Source organism: Burkholderia sp. BCC0322, assembly GCF_902833045.1.
Classification (GTDB): Bacteria; Pseudomonadota; Gammaproteobacteria; order Burkholderiales; family Burkholderiaceae; genus Burkholderia.
This window is the reverse complement of sequence record NZ_CADFDU010000012.1, coordinates 1-20,320: the sequence shown is the minus strand read 5'-3', so window position 1 is coordinate 20,320 and position 20,320 is coordinate 1. Positions and strand designations below refer to the sequence as shown.

21 protein-coding genes and 2 pseudogenes are annotated in these 20,320 nt (G+C 68.2%); 11 read left to right on the top strand and 12 right to left on the bottom strand.

The window, feature by feature from the left end; translation table 11 throughout:
• Window positions 1-2: 2 nt before the first annotated feature.
• The gene (locus tag HWX39_RS27165; protein WP_175970839.1) at window positions 3-941 is read right to left on the bottom strand and encodes a MurR/RpiR family transcriptional regulator; all 939 of its coding nucleotides are present in this window, start codon (window positions 939-941) and stop codon (window positions 3-5) included.
• A 119-nt stretch (window positions 942-1,060) separates the two neighbouring features.
• On the opposite strand from HWX39_RS27165, the gene HWX39_RS27160 reads away from it, so the two are divergent.
• Together HWX39_RS27160 and HWX39_RS27155 are read left to right on the top strand one after the other, a co-directional pair.
• A complete protein-coding gene (locus HWX39_RS27160) occupies window positions 1,061-2,341 on the top strand; it encodes an amino acid deaminase (RefSeq protein WP_174940195.1) in 1,281 nt (426 codons plus the stop codon).
• Between the two features lie 156 nt (window positions 2,342-2,497).
• On the top strand, window positions 2,498-3,079 hold the full coding sequence (locus HWX39_RS27155) for a DJ-1/PfpI family protein (RefSeq protein ID WP_021161332.1): 582 nt from the start codon (window positions 2,498-2,500) through the stop codon (window positions 3,077-3,079).
• A gap of 113 nt (window positions 3,080-3,192) precedes the next feature.
• Here the strand turns inward: HWX39_RS27155 and HWX39_RS27150 are convergent, their stop codons facing one another.
• On the bottom strand, window positions 3,193-3,639 hold the full coding sequence (locus HWX39_RS27150) for a MarR family transcriptional regulator (RefSeq protein ID WP_175970838.1): 447 nt from the start codon (window positions 3,637-3,639) through the stop codon (window positions 3,193-3,195).
• Between the two features lie 26 nt (window positions 3,640-3,665).
• On the bottom strand, window positions 3,666-5,261 hold the full coding sequence (locus tag HWX39_RS27145) for an MDR family MFS transporter (RefSeq protein WP_175970837.1): 1,596 nt from the start codon (window positions 5,259-5,261) through the stop codon (window positions 3,666-3,668).
• Window positions 5,262-5,369: 108 nt separating this feature from the next.
• Here HWX39_RS27145 and HWX39_RS27140 point away from each other — a divergent pair, with 108 nt between their 5' ends.
• Window positions 5,370-6,212, top strand: a complete 843-nt coding sequence (locus HWX39_RS27140) for an EcsC family protein (RefSeq protein ID WP_175970836.1) — start codon at window positions 5,370-5,372, stop codon at window positions 6,210-6,212.
• On the opposite strand, the gene HWX39_RS27135 is transcribed toward HWX39_RS27140, so the two are convergent.
• Together HWX39_RS27135 and HWX39_RS27130 are read right to left on the bottom strand one after the other, a co-directional pair.
• Window positions 6,182-7,144, bottom strand: coding sequence for an alpha/beta hydrolase (locus HWX39_RS27135; protein ID WP_175970835.1), 963 nt, complete (start codon window positions 7,142-7,144; stop codon window positions 6,182-6,184). The two genes, HWX39_RS27140 and HWX39_RS27135, sit on opposite strands and share 31 nt — an antisense overlap.
• Before the next feature lie 89 nt (window positions 7,145-7,233).
• Window positions 7,234-7,668: a CHRD domain-containing protein gene (locus HWX39_RS27130; RefSeq protein ID WP_175970834.1), complete on the bottom strand. Its 435-nt coding sequence runs from the start codon at window positions 7,666-7,668 to the stop codon at window positions 7,234-7,236.
• 362 nt (window positions 7,669-8,030) lie between these two features.
• Between HWX39_RS27130 and HWX39_RS36440 the strand changes: the two are divergent.
• A pseudogene (locus HWX39_RS36440) lies at window positions 8,031-8,481 on the top strand (hypothetical protein); the annotation flags it as partial.
• A 13-nt stretch (window positions 8,482-8,494) separates the two neighbouring features.
• On the opposite strand, the gene HWX39_RS27120 reads toward HWX39_RS36440, so the two are convergent.
• From HWX39_RS27120 to HWX39_RS27110, 3 genes are all read right to left on the bottom strand, one after another.
• Window positions 8,495-9,268: a class II aldolase/adducin family protein gene (locus tag HWX39_RS27120; RefSeq protein WP_175970832.1), complete on the bottom strand. Its 774-nt coding sequence runs from the start codon at window positions 9,266-9,268 to the stop codon at window positions 8,495-8,497.
• A gap of 149 nt (window positions 9,269-9,417) precedes the next feature.
• On the bottom strand, window positions 9,418-11,043 hold the full coding sequence (locus HWX39_RS27115) for a phospholipase D family protein (protein ID WP_175970831.1): 1,626 nt from the start codon (window positions 11,041-11,043) through the stop codon (window positions 9,418-9,420).
• A gap of 227 nt (window positions 11,044-11,270) precedes the next feature.
• On the bottom strand, window positions 11,271-11,987 hold the full coding sequence (locus tag HWX39_RS27110) for a FadR/GntR family transcriptional regulator (protein WP_175970830.1): 717 nt from the start codon (window positions 11,985-11,987) through the stop codon (window positions 11,271-11,273).
• 133 nt (window positions 11,988-12,120) lie between these two features.
• Here HWX39_RS27110 and HWX39_RS27105 point away from each other — a divergent pair, with 133 nt between their 5' ends.
• Genes HWX39_RS27105 through HWX39_RS27090 form a run of 4 tightly spaced genes read left to right on the top strand, consistent with a single transcriptional unit; the run spans window position 12,121 to window position 16,853 of the window.
• Window positions 12,121-12,921, top strand: coding sequence for a (Fe-S)-binding protein (locus tag HWX39_RS27105; protein WP_175970829.1), 801 nt, complete (start codon window positions 12,121-12,123; stop codon window positions 12,919-12,921).
• On the top strand, window positions 12,918-13,649 hold the full coding sequence (locus tag HWX39_RS27100) for a lactate utilization protein C (protein ID WP_175970828.1): 732 nt from the start codon (window positions 12,918-12,920) through the stop codon (window positions 13,647-13,649). The genes HWX39_RS27105 and HWX39_RS27100 overlap by 4 nt, the downstream gene beginning before the upstream one ends.
• A complete protein-coding gene (locus HWX39_RS27095) occupies window positions 13,646-15,091 on the top strand; it encodes a LutB/LldF family L-lactate oxidation iron-sulfur protein (protein WP_175970827.1) in 1,446 nt (481 codons plus the stop codon). Before HWX39_RS27100 ends, HWX39_RS27095 begins: the two co-directional genes overlap by 4 nt.
• 49 nt (window positions 15,092-15,140) lie before the next feature.
• Window positions 15,141-16,853: a lactate permease LctP family transporter gene (locus HWX39_RS27090; RefSeq protein WP_175970826.1), complete on the top strand. Its 1,713-nt coding sequence runs from the start codon at window positions 15,141-15,143 to the stop codon at window positions 16,851-16,853.
• A gap of 107 nt (window positions 16,854-16,960) precedes the next feature.
• Here HWX39_RS27090 and HWX39_RS27085 read toward each other — a convergent pair whose 3' ends face one another.
• The gene (locus tag HWX39_RS27085; RefSeq protein WP_175970825.1) at window positions 16,961-17,722 is read right to left on the bottom strand and encodes a M48 family metalloprotease; all 762 of its coding nucleotides are present in this window, start codon (window positions 17,720-17,722) and stop codon (window positions 16,961-16,963) included.
• A 132-nt stretch (window positions 17,723-17,854) separates the two neighbouring features.
• Between HWX39_RS27085 and HWX39_RS27080 the strand changes: the two genes are divergently transcribed.
• The 3 genes and pseudogenes from HWX39_RS27080 to HWX39_RS27070 all read left to right on the top strand — a co-directional run bounded on the left by HWX39_RS27080 (window position 17,855) and on the right by HWX39_RS27070 (window position 18,851).
• Entirely contained in the window at window positions 17,855-18,031 is a 177-nt protein-coding gene (locus HWX39_RS27080; protein WP_175970824.1) for a hypothetical protein, read from the top strand.
• A 143-nt stretch (window positions 18,032-18,174) separates the two neighbouring features.
• Window positions 18,175-18,468, top strand: a pseudogene (locus tag HWX39_RS27075) (beta-ketoacyl-[acyl-carrier-protein] synthase II); the annotation flags it as partial.
• Window positions 18,469-18,551: 83 nt separating this feature from the next.
• Window positions 18,552-18,851, top strand: coding sequence for a hypothetical protein (locus HWX39_RS27070; protein ID WP_175970823.1), 300 nt, complete (start codon window positions 18,552-18,554; stop codon window positions 18,849-18,851).
• A gap of 90 nt (window positions 18,852-18,941) precedes the next feature.
• Here the strand turns inward: HWX39_RS27070 and HWX39_RS27065 are convergent, their stop codons facing one another.
• From HWX39_RS27065 to HWX39_RS27055, 3 genes are all read right to left on the bottom strand, one after another.
• The gene (locus HWX39_RS27065; protein WP_175970822.1) at window positions 18,942-19,148 is read right to left on the bottom strand and encodes a hypothetical protein; all 207 of its coding nucleotides are present in this window, start codon (window positions 19,146-19,148) and stop codon (window positions 18,942-18,944) included.
• Window positions 19,149-19,257: 109 nt separating this feature from the next.
• Entirely contained in the window at window positions 19,258-20,001 is a 744-nt protein-coding gene (gene phbB / locus HWX39_RS27060) for an acetoacetyl-CoA reductase (RefSeq protein WP_175970821.1), read from the bottom strand.
• A gap of 216 nt (window positions 20,002-20,217) precedes the next feature.
• Window positions 20,218-20,320, bottom strand: a 103-nt coding sequence (locus HWX39_RS27055; RefSeq protein WP_155633707.1) for a hypothetical protein, incomplete at its 5' end; no start/stop codon positions are given.

Genomic DNA, 20,320 nt, shown 5'->3' with positions numbered 1-20,320 from the left:
GGTCAGTCTCCTACCGGTTGACGGTCTCCGCCGCCGCGATGCGCATCGAGCGCGTGCTTGATGCGACGCAGCGATTCTCGGCCCGCATCGCCGAGCCGCAATGCGACTCCGGTGACGAGCACGTCGATCGCCATCATCATCGCGTAACGCGATGTCGACGGCTTGTAAATGAAATCGGTTTCGAACGCGACGACCGGAATCAGGTGGTCGGCCAGCTTCGCAAGCGGCGAAGCCGGCGCGGTGATCGCGATCAGCTTCGCGCCGTAGCGCTTCGCGAGCCTGCAACTCTCGAGCAGCTCGGGCACGCGGCCGCTCACCGACAGCGCGACGACGACGGTGTCGCGCGACAGCGTCGCGGCCACCATCCGCTGCAGCAAGCTGTCCTGGTAGCTCGCGACCGGCCGGCCGAAGCGCACGAGCCGGAAGCGCAGCTCGTCGGCAAGCGCCGTCGAGCCGCCGCCCTGCCCGTACACATAGGTCATCTTCGCGCCGGCGAGCAGGTCGGCCGCTTCGTCGAACGACGTATTGCGCAGCAACTGATGGTTGTGCGCGAGCGCCACGCGGATCTCGTCATAGACCATCGACGCGGGGCTCGCGTCGTCGGCCGGCGCGTCATCGGACGGCACCAGGAAGCGCTGCCCGACGGCCGCCGCCTGCGCGACCAGCACTTTCAGTTCGCGCACGTCGCGGCAGCCGACCGCTTTCGCGAAACGCGTGACCGTCGCGACGCTGACCTCCGCGTCGCGCGCAAGTGCACCGATGCTTGCATGCGCGGCGCGCGCGAGATCGGCGAGGATGTACGCGGCGACCTTTCTCTCGGCTTCGCGCAGCTCGGGCGCGCATTCGGCGATCCGCGCGACGATGTCGAGGATCGGCGTAGCGGCAGGCGCCGGATGGAGCTCGGCCGCGGGCGGAACGGACGGGGTGACGGGCGTATTCATCTGCGGAAAAGGGTGCGAAGCTCGATGTTACTAAATAACATCACCGCGCCGATGCTACTTTCTGTACCATCGGCGTGTCAACTTCAGTGCAATGCATAGTGATGATGGAGTGGGATGACATGAAAGTTACAAACTATCAGGAAGCGACGATCGATCCGTTCGGCAAGGGTCTCGGCAATCTGCCGAGCGCCAGCGTGCCGCTCGGCGACGCGGGCCGGCTCGAGTGGAACCTGCTTGCGGAAGACGTCAGCCTGCCGGCCGCCGTGCTGTACGAGGACCGCATCGAACACAACCTGAACTGGATGCAGGCATTCGTCCAGAAGTACGGCGTCAAGTTTGCGCCGCACGGGAAGACGACGATGGCGCCGCAGCTGTTCCGCCGTCAGCTCGACGCCGGCGCCTGGGGCATCACGCTCGCGACCGCGCACCAGACGCAGGCCGCGTATCACGGCGGCGTGCGGCGCGTGCTGCTCGCCAACCAGCTGGTCGGCCGCCAGAACATGACGATCATCGCCGGGCTGCTGTCCGATCCCGACTTCGAATTCTTCTGCCTGGTCGATTCGGCGGAGAGCGTCGACCAGCTCGGCCGCTTCTTCGGCGCACTGAAGAAGCCGCTGAACGTGCTGCTCGAGCTCGGCGTGCCGGGCGGCCGCGCAGGCGTGCGCGATGCCGCGCAGCGCGAGGCCGTGCTGGCCGCGATCGCGCGCTATCCGGACACGCTGAAGCTGGCCGGTATCGAACTGTACGAAGGCGTGCTGAAGGAGGAAGGCGAGATCCGCACGTTCCTGCAGGAAGCGGTCGCGCTCACGCGCGAGCTGGCCGAAGCGGGCCGCTTCGCGCGTACGCCGGCGATCCTGTCCGGCGCCGGTTCGGCATGGTACGACGTGGTCGCGGAGGAATTCGCGAAGGCGTCGAACGCCGGCTTCGCGGAAGTCGTGCTGCGTCCGGGCTGCTACCTGACGCACGATGTCGGCATCTACAAGAAGGCGCAGACCGACGTGTTCGCGCGCAACCCGATCGCTCGCACGATGGGCGAAGGGCTGCTGCCCGCGCTGCAGCTGTGGGCCTATGTGCAGTCGGTGCCGGAGGCCGATCGCGCGATCGTCGCGCTCGGCAAGCGCGACGCGGCGTTCGACGCGGGGCTGCCGGAGCCGGCGCGCCATTTCCGCCCGGGCCGCGATACCGCGCCGCGCGACGTCGCCGCCACCGAAGGCTGGGCCGTCACCGGGATGATGGACCAGCATGCGTACCTGCAGATCCCGCCGGGCGCGGACGTGAAAGTGGGCGACATGGTCGCGTTCGACATCTCGCACCCGTGCCTGACGTTCGACAAGTGGCGCCAGGTGCTCGTGCTCGATCCGCAGTTCAGCGTGACGGAAGTCGTCGAAACCTTCTTCTGACGCGCGTCGCGCGTACCGCCCCGCCGCTCGCGCGGGGCGGCCGTCACGCGCGCTTCAAGCGGCCGGAGTACACTGCGCTTTCGTCCTCGGGGCCCCAGGCGGGCGTTGCACGCGCCTGCCGCGCGGGCCCTCAACGCAGCTCCACTGGAGAAAGCCATGGCCGCGAAGAAGATCCTGTTCCTGACCGGCGATTTCGCCGAAGACTACGAAACGATGGTGCCGTTCCAGGCGTTGCAGGCCGTCGGCCACCACGTCGATGCAGTTTGCCCGGGCAAGCGCGCGGGCGACAAGATCAAGACCGCGATCCATGATTTCGAGGGCGACCAGACCTACACCGAGAAGCCCGGCCACCAGTTCACACTGAACGCGGCGTTCGACGACGTCGACGCATCGCGCTACGACGCGCTCGCGATCGCGGGCGGCCGTGCTCCCGAATACCTGCGACTCGATCCGAAGGTGATCTCGCTCGTGCGCGAGTTCGCCGAAGCCGGCAAGCCGATCGCCGCGATCTGCCACGCGGCGCAACTGCTCGCGGCCGCCGACGTGATCCGCGGCAAGCGCATCTCGGCCTACCCGGCCTGCGCGCCCGAGGTGAAGCTCGCCGGCGGCGAATACGCGGACATCCCGGTCGATGCGGCCGTGACCGACGCGCCGTTCGTCACCGCGCCCGCATGGCCTGCGCATCCGGCCTGGCTCGCGCAGTTCCTCGCGCTGCTGGGGACGCGCATCGAGCTGTAAATCGAAAGTGAATTGAGATGAGATGAAGCGCCGGCCGGCCGGCGGAATTTCGTGCCCGCCTGCCGGCCGCGATCGGTCGCGGGCGCGGCGCACGCGCCTGCCCGCGTCGCGCTTCAGCGCGCGGCCGGTGTCGAGCCGACGTCCGCGATCCGCGCCTCCAGCATCGCCAGCGCGCCCGACAGCGCATTCAGCACGTCGTCCGGCAATTGGGCCATCGTCTGGTCGAGAAATGCCTTGCGGCGTGGCAGGCATGTGTCGAACGCGGCGCGGCCGTCGTCCGTCAGCGTCACGTTGGTCACGCGATTGTCGCGTGCATCGGATTCACGCTGGATCCAGCCGAGCGCGTCGAGCGACTTCAACTGGCGCGTGAGCGCGCCTGGATCGATGCGCAGCACTTCGACGAGCTTCTTCTGCGACGAATGCCCGCCCATCGTGTGCAGTGCGACCATGATGCGCCAGCGCGGCATCGGTTGCCCGACGTGCGCCTCGAACGCGATCATGAACGCACGATACGTGCGTCCGAATTGCTGCAAGATCGCGACGCGGTCCTGTTCTTCCATGCGCTCAGTTCTACTCGTTCAATCGTTCAGTCGGCCGCGACATGCGGTTCGATCTTGTGCCGCAGCGCGATCGGCGGCACGCGGCGGCACTGCCACACCGACACCACGGCGACGACGGCCGCCATTGCGACGCCCAGGTGAATCGCGCCGACGAGCGACTCGCGGGCCGCCTCCAGCAGCAGCGCGCCATTATGCCCTGCACGCGTCAGCTCCGCGACCAGACCGCCCTGCGCGGCGCGATCGATCAGGATTTGCGGATCGGCGAGCTGCGCATGCCACGGCGTCGCATGATCGGCCGACAGCGCACTGCGCACGCCGCTCGAGTACATCTGGTTGACCAGCGTGCCGGTCAGCGCGGTGCCGACCATTCCGCCGACCATCCGCAGCGACTGCAACAGCGCCGTCGCGATGCCGAGATGCTCGCGGCCGGCCGTCTGCTGCGCGAAGACGGTGAGGTTCGGCAGCACGAAGCCGAGCCCGATGCCGCCCGCGACCATCAGCGCCATCAGCACCCACTTCGGCGTCGTGTGGGTCGACACGACGACGCCCGCGCAGGTGATCGCGAACAGCACAAAGCCGACGTGCAGCATCGCGTTCGGATTGCGGATGCGCGTGACGACCCGGCCGTTCATGATGCTGCCGATCGTGATGAACACGACGAGCGGCGTGATCACGAGCCCCGCCTCCTTCGGCGACATCCCGAACCCGCCCTGGAACAGCAGCGGCGCGTAGAACAGCAGCGAGAACATCGAGAAGCCGGCGAGGATCGCCAACACGAAGAGTGCCGACAGCGCGCGGTTGCCGAACATGTCGAACGGCAAGATCGGCTGCGCGCAGCGCCGCTCCCAGTGCCACAGGCCGAAACCGGCCGCGACCGCGACGACGAGCAGCAGCGAGGCCCAGCTCGCGACGCCGTACTTCGGCAGCCATTCCACGAACAACTGCAGCGCGCCGAGCGACAGCGCGATCAGCAGCGCGCCCGGCCAGTCGAGCCGCATCTTGCGATCGTGCTCGACGTGGCGCAGGTGCGGCAGGTAACGCCACACGAACAGCAGCGACAGCAGGCCGACCGGCAGGTTCACGTAGAACACCGAGCGCCAGCCGAACGACTGGGTCAGCACGCCGCCGAGCGACGGGCCGACCGCGTTCGCGATGCCGAACGCGGAGCTCATCAGCACCTGCCAGCGCAGCCGCACGACGGAATCGGGGAACAGGTCGGGAATGCACGCGAACGCGGTGCCGACCAGCATCCCGCCGCCGATCCCCTGCAGCCCGCGCGCGAGCACGAGCATCAGCATGTCGTTCGCCATCCCGCACAGCACGGACGCGCCGGTGAACACGACGATCGACGCGATGACGAACGGCTTGCGACCGTAATAGTCACCGAGGCGGCCGAAGATCGGCACCGTGATCACGGAACTGAGCAGGTATGAGGTCGCGACCCACGCGTACAGGTCGAATCCGCGCAGCTCGGCGACGATGGTCGGCAGCGCCGTGCCGACGACGGTCTGGTCGAGCGCGACGAGCATGGTGACAAATGAGATCCCGATCATCGCCAGCAGCGATTCACGGAACGGCAGGACTTGCCCGCTCGAATGGTGGGCGGCAGTATGGACGGCCATTTTTTGTTGGCGCAACTTTTGACGAGTCAAACAATCTCAAAATTCTAGCATGCCGGAGTAATCTAGGCCGGCGACGGCCAAACTGGCTCAGCCCCCCCAAGGAGAAAGATGGAACCGATTTCAATCACCCCCGCGACCACGCTGTCGCAGGAGGATCGGGACGCGCTGTGGCGCGCGAAACAGGTGCTGGAAAGCCCGTCGCTGACGATGAAGCTGACGGGCATGCTGGGCGCGCCGGTCGAGAAAATGATCGCCCGGCTGCCGGATTTCGCGACAGGCAAGATCAACGACGCGACGCAGCTCGCGCTGCGCAAGTGCCTGAACATCGCGCTGCGCACGCTCGGCAAGCCGCCGGCGCCGGACGCCGAACCCGACAAGCCGAGCAACCTGCTGCACAAGCTCGCCGTCGCGACCACCGGCGCGGCGGGCGGCGCGTTCGGCTTTCTCGCGCTGCCGGTCGAACTGCCGGTGACGACGACGCTGATCTTCCGCTCGGTGTGCGACATCGCGCGCAGCGAGGGCGAAGACCTGAGCTCGGTCGATACCCAGCTGCAATGCCTGGCCGTGCTCGGCATGGGCGGCAACCCGGACAAACAGGAAGAGGACGCCGATCTCGGCTATTTCGTGCTGCGCGGCGCGCTCGCGCAGGCGATCTCGAAGGCATCGTCGGACATCACGACGAAGGGCATCGCCGCGCACAGCTCGGCGGCCGTGTTCAAGCTCGTGCAGACGGTGGCGTCGCGCTTCTCGGTGCAGGTGACCGAGCAGATGGCCGCGAAGTCGATTCCGGCGATCGGCGCCGTGCTCGGCGCGACCGTCAATACGCTGTTCATCGACCACTTCCAGCAGATGGCGCAAGGCCATTTCACCGTGCGCCGGCTCGAGCGCAAGTACGGCTCGGTGGCCGTCAAGGCGGCCTATCAGGCGATCGACGCCTCGCCGGCACGCTGAACCGCTCGTTCGACCGCGACGCGGCGCAGGAACGCGGCCGCGCGGTCGAGCGCGTCGCGTGCTTCCGGCACCATCGGCACGTACAGCTGCCACACGTGCGGCATGTCCGGCCACACCTCGATCTCCACCGCCACGCCGGCCGCCTTCGCCTTCTCGGCGACGCGGCGCGAATCGTCGAGCAGCACCTCGGTGCTGCCGACCTGGATATACAACGGCGGCAGGCCGGCGAAATCCGCATAGAGCGGCGATGCGTAAGGATTCGTGCCCGGCTCGTCACCCAGGTAAAGCTTCGCGGCCTTCGGCAGCGCCGCGCCCGCGAACATCGGATCGGCGCCGTCGTTCGTGCGCAGCGTCGCGCCGGTGGCGGCCAGATCAGTCCAGGGCGAGAACAGGATCGCGCCGGCCGGCAGCGGCTCGCCACGGTCGCGCAGCGCGACGAGCGTCGCGAGCGCGAGACCGCCGCCCGCCGAATCGCCGCCGAGCACGATCGACTCGGGCGGCGTGCCGAGCGCCAGCAGTTGCCGGTACGCCGCCAGCGCATCGTCGAGCGCGGCCGGGAAACGGTTTTCGGGCGCCAGCCGGTAGTCGAGCGAGAACGAGCGCACGCCCGCGCGCTTCGTCAGGCCGAACACGAGCGGCCGGTGGGTTTTCGTCGAACAGAAGTAATAGCCGCCGCCGTGGAAGTACAGCAGCGTGCGGCCGGGCCGGCGCCCCTCGCACGCGTCGGTGCGTTCGAGCCATTCGCCGCGCAGCGGCGCGTCGCCCGCGCCGTAGCACTGGCGCAGCCGGTAGCCCGACGGCGCGCGGCGCGGCACATACATTCGCAGGTCGGTAAAGCGCCGTGCGCGGGCAGGATCGAGCACCTCGCGCGTGGTCTCGGGACGGAACTGCCAGCGCAGCAGCCAGCACGCGAACCTGCTTTGCCAACTCATCGGACGCACTCCGTAATCACAGTGTGACGATGGTACGTGCGATCGCACCCGCACCGCTCGACAGGTGCCTCTATATCAAACGCCGGCGCTCAGTTCGCCGGCATCACCTGGCCGCGGATCTCGCCGGACGGGTGCTCCTTCGTATGGACGTTGAAATACCACTTGCCGCCCATCAGGTCGGTGACCTGCGCGTCGGTGAGTTCCTTCGAACCCTTGATCGGGCTTGCCAGCTCGTCCTTCGGAATCGGCACCTGCACGCCAGCGTTCTGGCCAACCGGCGCCGGCCCGTGGAAGTGCGCGGCGGTGGCCGGCCCCGTGAGGTGCTCGTAAGTGACCTTCCACTGCAGCATGCGGGTGGCCGTGTCGTAGGTGGCCTCGACGTCGCCCGAACCCTTGGTCGCCGTCGGCGGCACTTCACTCGACGGCTGGAGATTGGCGGTCAGGCGCACCGTTTCGGCAGCGGCGCTGCCGGCGGCGAGCACGCCCGCGAGTAACGCGACCTGGAGCAAACGCAGCTTGAGCATGGACTCTCCTTGTACGACGTTGTACGCCGCCCGGGCGGGGGCGCCAGACATGATGGTAGTCGATCGCCGCCGCTGCGGGAGTCCCCCGAACGGCCAGGCAGCGAATCGCCGCGCCACGCACGGCCGGCCATCTCGCGCGGCACGCGACGCGTCAATCTGCGTCAACCTGGAATGGACCTTTGCAGCCCGATGACTCAATCCACCCGCGGCCTTTCGCTACACTGAGTCTCACAGTTGCTTGTTTCCTTCGTCCGAAGGAGTCTGCGAGTATTCACGCGGCCGCCCGGCCGCGTTTTTTTTTGCGCGCCGCTCGCTGGCCCGGCACGCCCGGCCACGCGTACATGCATCGCGACACGCCGCTGACGCGCACCGGCAAGGTCGCGAACAACGAGGTCACCGCGATGCCCGGCGAGACGATCCTGAACAGCCGCTCCTCGCCATCGACGCTCGGCGGCAGTCTCGAGTGCCGCCGCGGCCTGACGCGCACCATCGCCTGGACCGCGACCTGGATGTACGTCGGCACGAAACAATCGATCCACCGCAGCGGGATCGCCTCCGAGCCGTCGCTTACGCGCGCGCTCCTGAACGACAAGGTCACGCCGGCGGCCGGCGCGGGGCGCCTATTTCACGATCGACCAGCGCAACCGGCGCGACCCGCCCGGGCCAGGGGACGGCCGGTTCTCGGGCATGGTGTCGATCCCGGCCAGCTACCGCATATCCGATCGCTGGCTCACGCGCATCACATGGAACCCTGTGGTCACACGGGCCAACCGCGATACCGACGTGATCCAGGCCAGCCTCGGCGACCGTTTCCGACCGCTGCGCGTCACGCGCGATAGCCGGGATCGATGCGATCGACGATCCGCTGCAGCGCGTCGAACGCGTCCTGCCCCGCGCCATGCTTCGGATCGAAATTCAGCGAATCGCGCACGCACGCTTCGAGCACGGGCGGCGCGATCGACAGCGCGTCGCCGATCGCATGCGTGGCGACCTGCACCTCGCACGCGCGATTGAGCAGCCACATCAGCGAGAACGTCTGCGCGAGCGTCGCGCCGATCGTCACGGGCCCGTGGTTGCGCAACAGCAGCACCGGCCGGCCGCCGGCGCTCTCGACGATGCGCCGCCCTTCTTCGAGATGCACGGTGATGCCCTCGAAGTCGTGATACGCGATCTTCCCGTACAGCTGCGCCGAATAGAAATTCGAGAAAGACAGCCCGTCGCGCGAACAGCACACGGCCATCGTCGGCGTCGTGTGCACGTGCATCACGCAGTGCGCATCGGGCAGCGCCGCATGGATCGCGCCATGGAACGTGAAGCCGGCCGGGTTGATCGGCCAGTCGGAATGGCCGATCACGTTGCCGTCGATATCGATCTTCACGAGGTTCGACGCGCACACCTCGCGGTAATGGAGCCCGAACGGATTGATCAGGAAATGCCCGTCCTCGCCCGGCACGCGCAGCGAGATATGGTTGTAGATCAGCTCGGTCCAGCCGAGATGATCGAAGATGCGGTAAGCCGCCGCGAGCTGCACGCGCGCCTGCCATTCGGCTTCGGAGAAACGGGCAGGACGCGTGAACGGCTGGTTCGGGACACGTTGCATGGGGGAACTCCGGTTGCGGGTGTGCGCGGCACGCGGGGTGCGGGCTGCCTGGCGGCGCCGTCTTGCACGTCACATTAGTTGCGCACACAACCATATCATCGTTCCGCGCGCACCGGAAACGCGGGTTTAGCCGGAGCGCTTCCGTCCCCTTAAAGCTGGTCGTCCACCGGCAGCAGCATGAACATGCCGGTCATCAGGTTGCGCAGCAGCCCCGCGTGCGGATCGACGTGATAGGTGGTCGGCCGGCCGTTGTCGGTGCCCGTCCACTCGAGTTCGGGCGTCCCGCCGCCCGCCGGCGTCACAAGACTCACGCGGTAGCTGTCATCCGGCTGCGTCACGCGCGCGAAGATCGTCGCGACCTGCTGCGCGAGCGCCGGGCTGTGGATCACGAGTGCCAGTTCGGTATTCAGGTGCGCAGACCGCGGATCGAGGTTCATCGAGCCGATCACGAGGATCTTCCGGTCGATCACGTACGCCTTCGCATGCAGGCTCGCCCGCGAGCGCGACCCGAACAGGCGCGGGCGCTGCCGGCCCGGCTGCGCCTTGAACTCGTACAGCTCGACGCCGTGCTGCAGCAGCGGCACGCGGTACGGTCCATAGCCTGCCTGCACGGCGACCGCGTCGGTCGCGGCGAGCGAATTGGTGAGGATCGCGACGCGCACGCCGCGTGCGGTCGTCTCGCCGAGAATCTTCACGCCCGCGTCGTGCGGCACGAAATACGGCGAGAACGCGAGGAATTCCTGCTGTGCGCCGCGCGTGAGCTCGACGAGGCGCTGCATCGGCGGGCTCACGTACGCGTCGGTCGGCTTGGCGACCTTGTCGGGCGCGTCGGCCTTGAACTCGGCCGGCGCCCACACGAGCGCGAGCTCGTCGCGCGCGATCTGCTGCGCGAGCGGCGTCGCGTTCAGCGGCTTCGCGTTGTACGGATCGGCGTTCTGGCGCCAATGGCTGCGCAACTCGTCGCGCGTCGCGTCGAGGTCCTTCGGATCGAACGACTGGTGATTCAGCACACGCAGCGGATAGCTGCTCGCGCTCGACCAGTACGTGTCGAAACTCGCCGAAACGTCGTTTGTCACGGGGCCTGCGGCCAGCACGTCGAGATCGCGGAACTGCAGGGTCGGGCTCGCGTTGAAGTATTCGTCGCCGAGATTGCGGCCGCCGACGATCGCAATCTGGTTGTCCGCGATCATCGCCTTGTTGTGCATCCGGCGCGTGAAGCTGTCGATGCGCGTGAAGAAGTTGGCCGTGCGTTCGGCCATGCCGTACCGAGACGCGCCGAACGGGTTGAACACGCGGATCTCGATGTTCGGGTGCGTGTTCAGCGCGGCCATGATGCGATCGATGTCGCGGAAGTTCAGGTCGTCGACCAGCATCCGCACGCGCACGCCGCGATCGGCCGCATACAGCGCCGCGGCGAGCAGCAGCTTGCCCGTGGTGTCTTCGGTCGCGATGTAGTACTGCATGTCGAGCGTCTTCGTCGCGGCCCGTGCGAGCGCGATGCGCATCTGCAGCGCCTCGGCGCCTTCCGGCAGCAGCCGGAAGCCCGACTGGCCCGGATGCGCGGCCTCGGGTGCGGCCAGCGCGTCGCGCAGCGGCGTCGCGGTATCGGGCGGCAACGCATGGGAGACCGGGCGATCGAGCGTGGTGGCGGGCGGATGTGTCGCACAGGCGGCGACGAGCGACAGCAGTACACCGGCGGCCAGCGTGCGGGCCAGGCGGCATGCGGCGCGCCACGACAGCGCAGCCGGTGCGCGCTGGATCAAAGACGTGAACACGGAAACTTCCTCGACTGGCGGAACGAACGGCCCGCATGCGCCGCAACGCGCGGCTGGCGCACGGTTCCGGCCGATTCTAGTGGGCGCCGGACGAACCGGTCAATCGCGCAAGCGCCACCGACCGGGGCTTCATGCCGCTGACTTGCCCCCGCCTGCCGGGTATCGATACCCCTGAGCGCCGGAAGCGCCCGCAGGGCCGGCCAGGCGCCGAAGCGGTCCAACCAATGTCAGGCGCCGTCGCCGCTGCGTTCGAAATGGCTGCGCACATAGTCGATATGCGTCTGCATCGCGGTGCGCGCCTCCTCGGGCCGCTGCGCGCAGATCGCGTCGCACACGACGCGGTGCTGCAGCAACAGCAGCTCGGACGCCTGCTCGTCGTGCGTCGTCATGCCCGCCACGTTGATCGAGATGTGCTCGCGCAGCATCCCGATCACGCTCGTATGCAGGTGCAGGAACATCGTGTTGTGCGACGCGAGCGCGATCGCCTCGTGCAGCTTCGCGTCGGTCGCGGCTTCGACGGCCGCGGCGCCGTTCGCGTGCGCGGTTTCGAGCTCGCGCAGCAGCGTACGGATCCGGCGCCGGTCGTTCGCATCGGCACGCAGCGCGGCGAAATAGGCGGTCGCGCCTTCCAGCACGCGGCGGAACTCGAGGATGTCGTCGCGCAGCGCCGGATGATCGGCGACCAATTGGCCCCACGGTGACGCGATCCCGGCACGCAACTGGTCGGTCACGTAGACGCCCGCGCCGCGCCGGCTCTGCAGCAGCCCGCGTGCGACGAGCCGCTGGGTCGCCTCGCGCACCGTATTGCGCGCGACGCCGTATTCCTGCGCGAGCACGCGCTCGGCCGGCAGGCGCGCGCCGGCCGGCCACGTGCCGTCGAGCAGCGCCGTCTCGATCTTGCGCATCACCACTTCGGTCCGGCCCCGTGCCGTCATCGCTGCCATCGTCGCGTCTCCTGCGGAATGCCTGTCGCGCCGATTGGCCCAACCAATTTGAGCTACGGCGCCGTCGCGGGAATTATGCAGCGAAATCGTCGTCCCGCATCCGCATGCCGGGCCGTCGCCTCTGGAGCGAGACATGAACGAAAGGCCGTACCCCGCCGCCGTCCCCGCGCACGTCTACCTGTTCGCAACCTGCCTGGTCGACCTGTTCGTCCCCGAAGCCGGGCTCGACGCGGTCCGCCTGCTGGAACGCGAAGGCCTGACCGTCCACTATCCGCGCGGCCAGAGCTGCTGCGGGCAGCCGGCCTACAGCAGCGGCAATCCCGACGAAGCGCGCCGCGTCGCGGCCGCGCAGCTCGACCTGTTCGCCGAATCGTGGCCCGTGATCGTGCCGTCCGGCTCGTGCGGCGGCATGATCCGGCACCATTGGCCGGCGCTGTTCGCCGACGATCCCGTGCACGGCCCCAAGGCCCGCGCGATCGCGGCACGTACCTACGAACTCACCGAATTCCTCGTGCACGTGCTCGACGTGCGGCTCGATGCGCTCGCCGCGCCGGCCGGCGCCGACGAGCGCGTGGTGCTGCACACGTCGTGCGCGGCGCGTCGCGAGATGGGCACACGCGTGCACGGCGTCGCGCTCGTCGACGCGCTGCCTGGCGTGACGCGCATCGAACATGAACGGGAATCCGAATGCTGCGGCTTCGGCGGCACGTTCTCGCTGAAGCATCCCGACATCTCCGGCGCGATGGTGCGCGACAAGGTCGCGTCGGCCTGCGCGACGGGCTGCGACCGGCTCGTATCCGCCGACTGCGGCTGCCTGCTGAACATCGGCCACGCGGCCGACAAGTCCGGCGCGCCGTTACCCGTCGAGCATCTCGCGAGCTTCCTGTGGCGCCGCACGGCAGGCGCCGCATCGCTGCGCGGAGACAAGCCATGAGCGCGCGCGACACAATCCTTCAGCGGCTGCGCGCCGCCGCGCCGGGTGTCGCCGCCGAGGCCGCCCCCGCGCTCGACGCACGCATCGACACGCATTACGACACGCGCCGCGCGCAGACCGGAACCGCACGCGATCCGCACACGCTTGCCCACGCGATGCAGGCCGCGCTTGCCGCGTCTCATGCGGACGTCTGGTGCGCGACCGGTGACGAATGGCCCGCCCAGCTCGCTGCTCGACTCGCCGAGGCCGGGGTGCGCCGCCTGCTGCTCGACCCGGCCCGCGCCGAATCCGCGGCGCTCGCCCGCGCGCTGCCCGACACGGTCGAGCCCGTGCCGTTCGACCGTCCGATCGACACGTGGATGGCCGAACTGTTCGACACGATCGACGCGGGCTTCACCGTTGCGCGCTCGGGCATCGCGGCTACCGGCACCGTCGTGCTCGCACCCGATGCCGGCACGCCGCGCACGGTGTCGCTGGTGCCGCCGCTGCATGTCGCGCTCGTCCACGCGAGCACGCTGCATCCCGACCTGCATGCGGCCGTGCACGCGGAGCGCTGGCACGCCGGCATGCCGACCAACCTCGTGCTGGTGTCGGGCCCGTCGAAGACCTCCGACATCCAGCAGACGCTCGCCTACGGCGCACACGGCCCGCGCCGTCTGTGGGTCGTGATCGTCACCGATACGGCAACCGCTCGCCCGGCCGCCGCCAGCGAGGATCTCCCGCAATGAGCGACCACACGCTGCAATTCGTCGCCCCCGGCGACTTCAAGACCCGTGCGCGCGCCGCGCTCGACGATCCCGCGCTGCGCAAGAGCTTTCGTGGCGCGATGGACTTCCTGCAGGGCAAGCGCTCGACGCAGTTTCCCGACGACGCCGAGCTGCAGCAACTGCGCGACCTCGGCGAAGCGGTGCGGCAGCATGCGCTCGCGCAGTTGCCCGCGCTGCTCGAACGGCTGGAGACGAAGCTCACCGAAGCCGGCGTGCATGTGCACTGGGCCGTAACGGCGGCCGACGCGAACGCGATCGTGCTCGGCATCGCGCAGGCGAAGAAGGCGCGCCGCGTGATCAAGGGCAAGTCGATGGCGAGCGAGGAAATCGAGCTGAACCATTACCTCGCGGAGCACGGCGTCGACTGCATCGAATCCGACATGGGCGAATTCATCGTGCAGCTCGCCGGCGAGAAGCCGTCGCATATCGTGATGCCGGCGATCCACAAGACGCGCGCCGACATCGCCGAGCTGTTCGAGGAACACATCCCCGGCACGCGCTACACGGAGGACGTCGACGAGCTGATCCAGACCGGCCGGCGCGCGCTGCGCCGCGCGTTCGCCGATGCGGACATCGGCCTGTCGGGCGTGAACTTCGCGGCGGCCGACACCGGCACGCTGTGGCTCGTCGAGAACGAAGGCAACGGCCGCCTGTCGACGACGGTGCCCGACACGCACGTCGCGATCATGGGGATCGAGAAAGTCGTCGAGAAGCTCGAGCACATCGTGCCGCTGTCGAGCCTGCTCACGCGCTCGGCCACCGGCCAGGCGATCACGACCTACTTCAACCTGATCTCGGGCCCACGCCGCGACGGCGAACGCGACGGCCCGCGCGAGCTGCACCTCGTGCTGCTCGACAACGGCCGCACGCAGGCCTACGCGGACGAGCAGCTGCGCGCGACGCTGCAGTGCATCCGCTGCGGCGCGTGCATGAATCACTGCCCTGTCTATACGCGCATCGGCGGCCACGCATACGGCACGACCTATCCCGGCCCGATCGGCAAGATCATTTCGCCGCACCTGCTCGGCCTCGACGCGACGGCCGACCTGCCGACCGCATCGACGCTGTGCGGCGCCTGCGGCGAGGTGTGCCCGGTGCGGATCCCGATCCCGCAACTGCTCGTGCGGCTGCGCACCGAAGCGAACCGCAAGCCCGGCGAACCCGTTGCGCATCCGCTGCGCGGCCAGGGCGCGAACTACAACCGCGCGGAAGACCTCGTCTGGCGCTTCTGGTCGGGTGCGTTCGCGCATCCGCGTGCGTACCGCGCGTTCCGCTGGACCGCAACGCGGCTGCGTGCGCTGACGCCCGCGAAACAGATGGGCTGGACGCAGCACCGCACGCCGCTCGAACCGGCGCCGCGCAGCCTGTCCGACCTGCTGCGCGCACGCGGCCAGCCCGAGTAGCCGTTCCGTTTTTCAAGCCGTACCGACAAAACCTATGGAGGAGACATCCATGCAGGCCTGGCACCAGATCTACACGCCGCTCGGCAGCCTCGGGCTGTCGGCGTTCGTCGCCGCAATCCCGATCATCTTCTTTTTCGTCGCGCTGGCCGCGCTGCGGCTCAAGGGCCACGTCGCAGCGGCGATCACGCTGCTGCTCTCGCTCGGCGTCGCGATCCTCGCGTACGGGATGCCCGTGCCGCAGGCGCTCGCGGCAGCCGGCTTCGGCTTCGCGTACGGCCTGTGGCCGATCGCGTGGATCATCGTCGCGGCCGTGTTCCTGTACAAGATCGTCGTGAAGACAGGCCAGTTCGACATCATTCGCGCGTCCGTGCTGTCGATCACCGATGACCAGCGCCTGCAGATGCTGTTGATCGGCTTCTCGTTCGGCGCCTTCCTCGAAGGCGCGGCCGGCTTCGGCGCGCCCGTCGCGATCACGGCCGCGCTGCTCGTCGGGCTCGGCTTCAAGCCGCTGCACGCGGCGGGACTGTGTCTGATTGCAAACACCGCGCCGGTCGCGTTCGGCGCGATGGGCATCCCGATCATCGTCGCCGGGCAGGTGACGGGCATCGACCCGTTCCATATCGGCGCGATGGCCGGCCGCCAGCTGCCGCTGCTGTCGCTCGCGGTACCGTTCTGGCTCGTGTTCATGATGGACGGGCTGCGCGGCGTGCGGCAAACGTGGCCGGCCGCGCTCGTCGCGGGCGGCAGCTTCGCGGTGACGCAATACTTCACGTCGAACCACATCGGGCCCGAGCTGCCGGACATCACGTCGTCGCTCGTGAGCCTCGTCGCGCTCGCCGCGTTCCTGAAGGTCTGGCAGCCGCGCACCGCGAAGCAGACGGCCGACGGCCTCGTCGCGTCGGGCGGCGGCGCCGCGCTCGCGGGCTTCGGCGGCGCAGGCTCGCGCAACGGCTTCGGCGCCGGCACCAGCCGGCAGGCGTCACCGTACTCGCTCGCGCAGACCGTTCGTGCATGGTCGCCGTTCCTGATCCTGACGGCCGTCGTCACCGTATGGAGCATCGCGCCGTTCAAGGCGCTGTTCGCCGCGCACGGCGCGCTCGCGTCGACCGTGCTGAAGTTCCATGTGGCGGTGCTCGACCAGCTCGTCGTGAAGACCGCGCCGATCGCCGCGACGCCGAAGGCGCTCGACGCCGTGCTGAAGATCGATCTCGTATCGGCGGTGGGCAGCGCGATCCTCGTGACCGCGCTGATCTCGATGGCGCTGCTGCGGATGAAGCCGCGCGACGCGCTCGTCACGTTCGGCGAAACGCTGAAGGAACTGACGCGCCCGATCCTGTCGATCGGCCTCGTGCTCGCGTTCGCGTTCGTCGCGAACTATTCGGGGATGTCGTCGACGCTCGCGCTGATGCTGGCCGCGACCGGCGCCGCGTTCCCGTTCTTCTCGCCGTTCCTCGGTTGGCTCGGCGTGTTCCTGACGGGCTCGGACACGTCGTCGAACGCGTTGTTCTGCTCGCTGCAGCAGGCCACGGCCCATCAGCTCGGCGTGCCCGAGACGCTCGCGGTGGCCGCGAACACGACGGGCGGCGTGACCGCGAAGATGATCTCGCCGCAGTCGATCGCGGTCGCCTGCGCGGCAACGGGCCTCGTCGGCAAGGAATCCGAGCTGTTCCGCTTCACGGTGCGACACAGCCTGCTGTTCGCGGTGATCGTCGGGTTGATCACGCTAGCGCAGGCGTATGTGCTGCCGGGGATGGTGCCGTAAGCGGCGCGCAGCCTGGCCCAACAAAACAAAACCCCACGCCCGAGCGAGCGTGGGGTTTTTCTTTTCGCATGCCGACCGCCGGCGCGGGCCGGCGATCGAACGTACGATCAGCTGCCCTTCGCGATGCGATCCTCGATGTGCTGCGCACGGCTCGTCGACGACGGGTGCGAGCTCATCATCGAGCTTTGGCCGCCGTCGAGCTTCGCCAGCTTCTGGAACGCAGTGACGAGACCCTTCTGGTTCATGCTCTTTTGCTTCATCAGGTCGAACGAGTAGTCGTCGGCCGCGCTTTCCTGCGTCTGCGAGAACTGCGCGTTGATGAACTTCTCGGTGATGTCGCCGAGCTGCGAGCTCGTCAGCGCCGCCACGCCCGGCGATGCCGCGCCGGCCGCGGTGCGCGCCGCGCTGACCGCGTAGGCGGTCTGCATCGCCTTCTTCGAGTGACCGAGTGCGACGTGGCCCATTTCATGGCCGATCACGCCGCGCAGCTCGTCATCGTTCATCATGTCCATCAGGCCGCTGTACACGCGCACGCAGCCGTTGCCCATCGCCCACGCGTTGACGTCCTTGGTCATGTAGACCTTGTAGTTGATCTTCTGGCCGTTCAGCGTCATGTCGCCGAAGCCCTTCATCACCTTCGTCAGGCGCTTCGCGTATGCGCTGTTCGCCGGCGCGATCTTCGACTCGGCGTCGCTGGACTTGCACGATTCGTTCGACAGTGCGGCGATGTCGCTGTCCGACAGCGTCGCCGCCTTGTACAGGCTGGCCCCCGCCGACGTCAGGCTGTTCGCGTCAAGGCTCTGTACCCCGCCGCACGCGCTCAACAGAAACGCCACGCCACACGCTGCCACCGCTTTCTTGAGTTGCATCCCGGAATCCCTCGATAGTTGTATTTGGGAGCGGCGATTTTGCATAATCCGGCAGAAAATTACCAGATGTTTACATCCAATGACACGTTCATTACTTGTCGGATTGGAACGAAGCGACGCCCCGGAGCGGGATTGACGACGAAAAAGGAACAATCGCCGAGCGGATGCACGACGCCGTCGCGAACCGCGCCGATCGCGGTCAGGCCCGACCGGTTCGCGCCGTTCGTCGCCGACGTCGAGGTTGCGCGCCACGCACCGCTGCTGACACGTGCGGACTTGCGCGGCACGTCGATGGCGCGCGGCCGCTGACGCGCAGTTGCACTGGACCACGCCGCGCGCGGCGCTCGCGCCTGAGCCGGCCGGTTCTGCCCCCCGTTTGATAAAATCCGACCTCGAACGGCGCGCCTGCCAGCCCTGCTGCGGCACCCGTTCCGGCCACCGGATGCCCCCTCGTGAACCCCCTCCTGCTCTTGCACTTCACCGCCACCAGCTGCATCGGCCGCGGCCTCGACGCGACCCTCGATGCGCTGCGCCACGCGCGCGGCGGGCTGCGGCCCCGCGACTTCGAGCGTGCGGATCTCGACACATGGATCGACGCGGTGGACGGCGTCGATGCGCAGCCCGTGCGTGCCGACCTCGCCGACTTCGCGTGCCGCAACAACCGCGTCGCACAGCTCGGCCTCACGCGGGACGGCTTCGACGCGCGCGTCACGGCGGCCGTCGCACGCTACGGTGCAGCACGTGTCGCCAGCCGGCGCGTTTCGCCCGGCGCCGGCCGGCGCTGCGAATCCTCGATGAAGCCGCTTACTCAACGGATGGAAACCCGGTCGTGAAAGTTCGTCAGTTCATTGGCATCGCGCTCGTTCTGGCACTGATCAGCCCGATCGCGCATGCCGACATGTCGGAAGTGAAGCAGGACATCAAGCGCGATTCGAAGGAAGCCGCGCACAAGACCGGCGAGGCGGCCCGCAGCTTCGGCCACGCGACCGCAAGCGCCGCGAAGGCGGTCGGGCACGGGGTCGCACACCTGTCGCGTGAAGGCTGGGATGCCACCAAGCGCACGACGAAGCGGATCTTCCACAAGAACGACGCGGGCGAGACGGCCGGAAAGAGCGAAAAGAGCCGTTGATCAAGCGCATCGCGCGCATCGCCGACCGCATGCGCGCGATGCGTGACCGTTCGTCAATCGCGGCGTCGCGTTGGCACCGCGTCGCCGGCGTCAACGCGCGCCGCGCATGCGGCGTGCCAGCCTCGCCGGCCGGCGAGCAAAGCACTTGCCGTACGCGGCGAACCAGCAGTCGCGATGATCGAAGTTCCGCAACAACCGCGCGCGACGCCGCTCCAGCCAGTGGAGCACGATCGCCATCGTCAACCCGACGGCCAGTGCCGTGCCGCCGATCACGAGTCCCATCCAGGTGTCACCCATGCCTTCTCCGGAATACGAGGCCGAAGCGGCGTGCCTGCCGCCGCTGCGGCACTGGATATAGCGGAACGCGGCCCGAAACGCATGCGCATGCGGTCCGGGCCACCGTGCGTCAGTGCATGTGCTGGCCGCCGTTGATCGCGATGTTGGAGCCCGTCACGAAGCCGGCCTCCTCCGAGCACAGGTAAGCGACCAGCGCCGCGACTTCCTCGGGCTTGCCGAGCCGGCCCGCCGGAATCTGCGGGAGGATCTTCGTGTCGAGGATGTCCTGCGGGATCGCCGTGACCATCTTCGTCGCGAGGTAGCCCGGCGACACCGTGTTCACCGTCACGCCCTTGCGCGCGACTTCCAGCGCGAGGGATTTCGTGAAACCGTGCATGCCGGCCTTCGCGGCCGCATAGTTGGTCTGGCCGACCGAACCCTTCGAACCGTTCACCGACGAGATGTTGACGATGCGACCCCAGCCGCGCTCGACCATGCCTTCGCAGACGGGCTTCGTCATGTTGAACACGGAATCGAGGTTCGTGCGGATCACGGCATCCCAGTTCACCTTGTCGAGCTTGCGCAGCGTCATGTCGCGCGTGATGCCCGCGTTGTTCACGAGAATGTCGACCGGGCCAACGTCCCGCACGATCTTCTCGATGCATTGCTGGCACGAATCGTGATCGGCCACGTCCACCGGATACGCGAGGAACTCGCGGCCGGCCGCGTGCATCTCGGTCAGCCAGCGGTCGGCGCCGGTGTTGTTCGGCGAATACGTGACGACTACCCGGTGGCCCGCGTCGTTCAACCTGATGCTGACCGCTTCGCCAAGACCGCCCATTCCACCTGTCACAACTGCAATTCGCTTAGTCATCCTATAAATTACCGACAAAAAAGTAATCGATGAAGGCGGGGCGACGGCATCGCATAGGCTGCCGCCCCACCGCTTCGATGCGCAGCCGCCCGCGTCGCGGGCGCGGCGCGCACCGGCACCTCGCGCTTGTTGTTGGCTGCTTGTCGTGCGCGAAAACCGCTCCACCCGCGTGCGGCACCGGCCGGCGCCACATGCGGGACGTGTGTCAGGCCCCGCTCAGGCGCGCTCGACCGCGAGCGCGACGCCCATCCCGCCGCCGATGCACAGCGACGCCAGCCCGCGCTTTGCGTCACGCTTGGCCATCTCGTGCAGCAGCGTC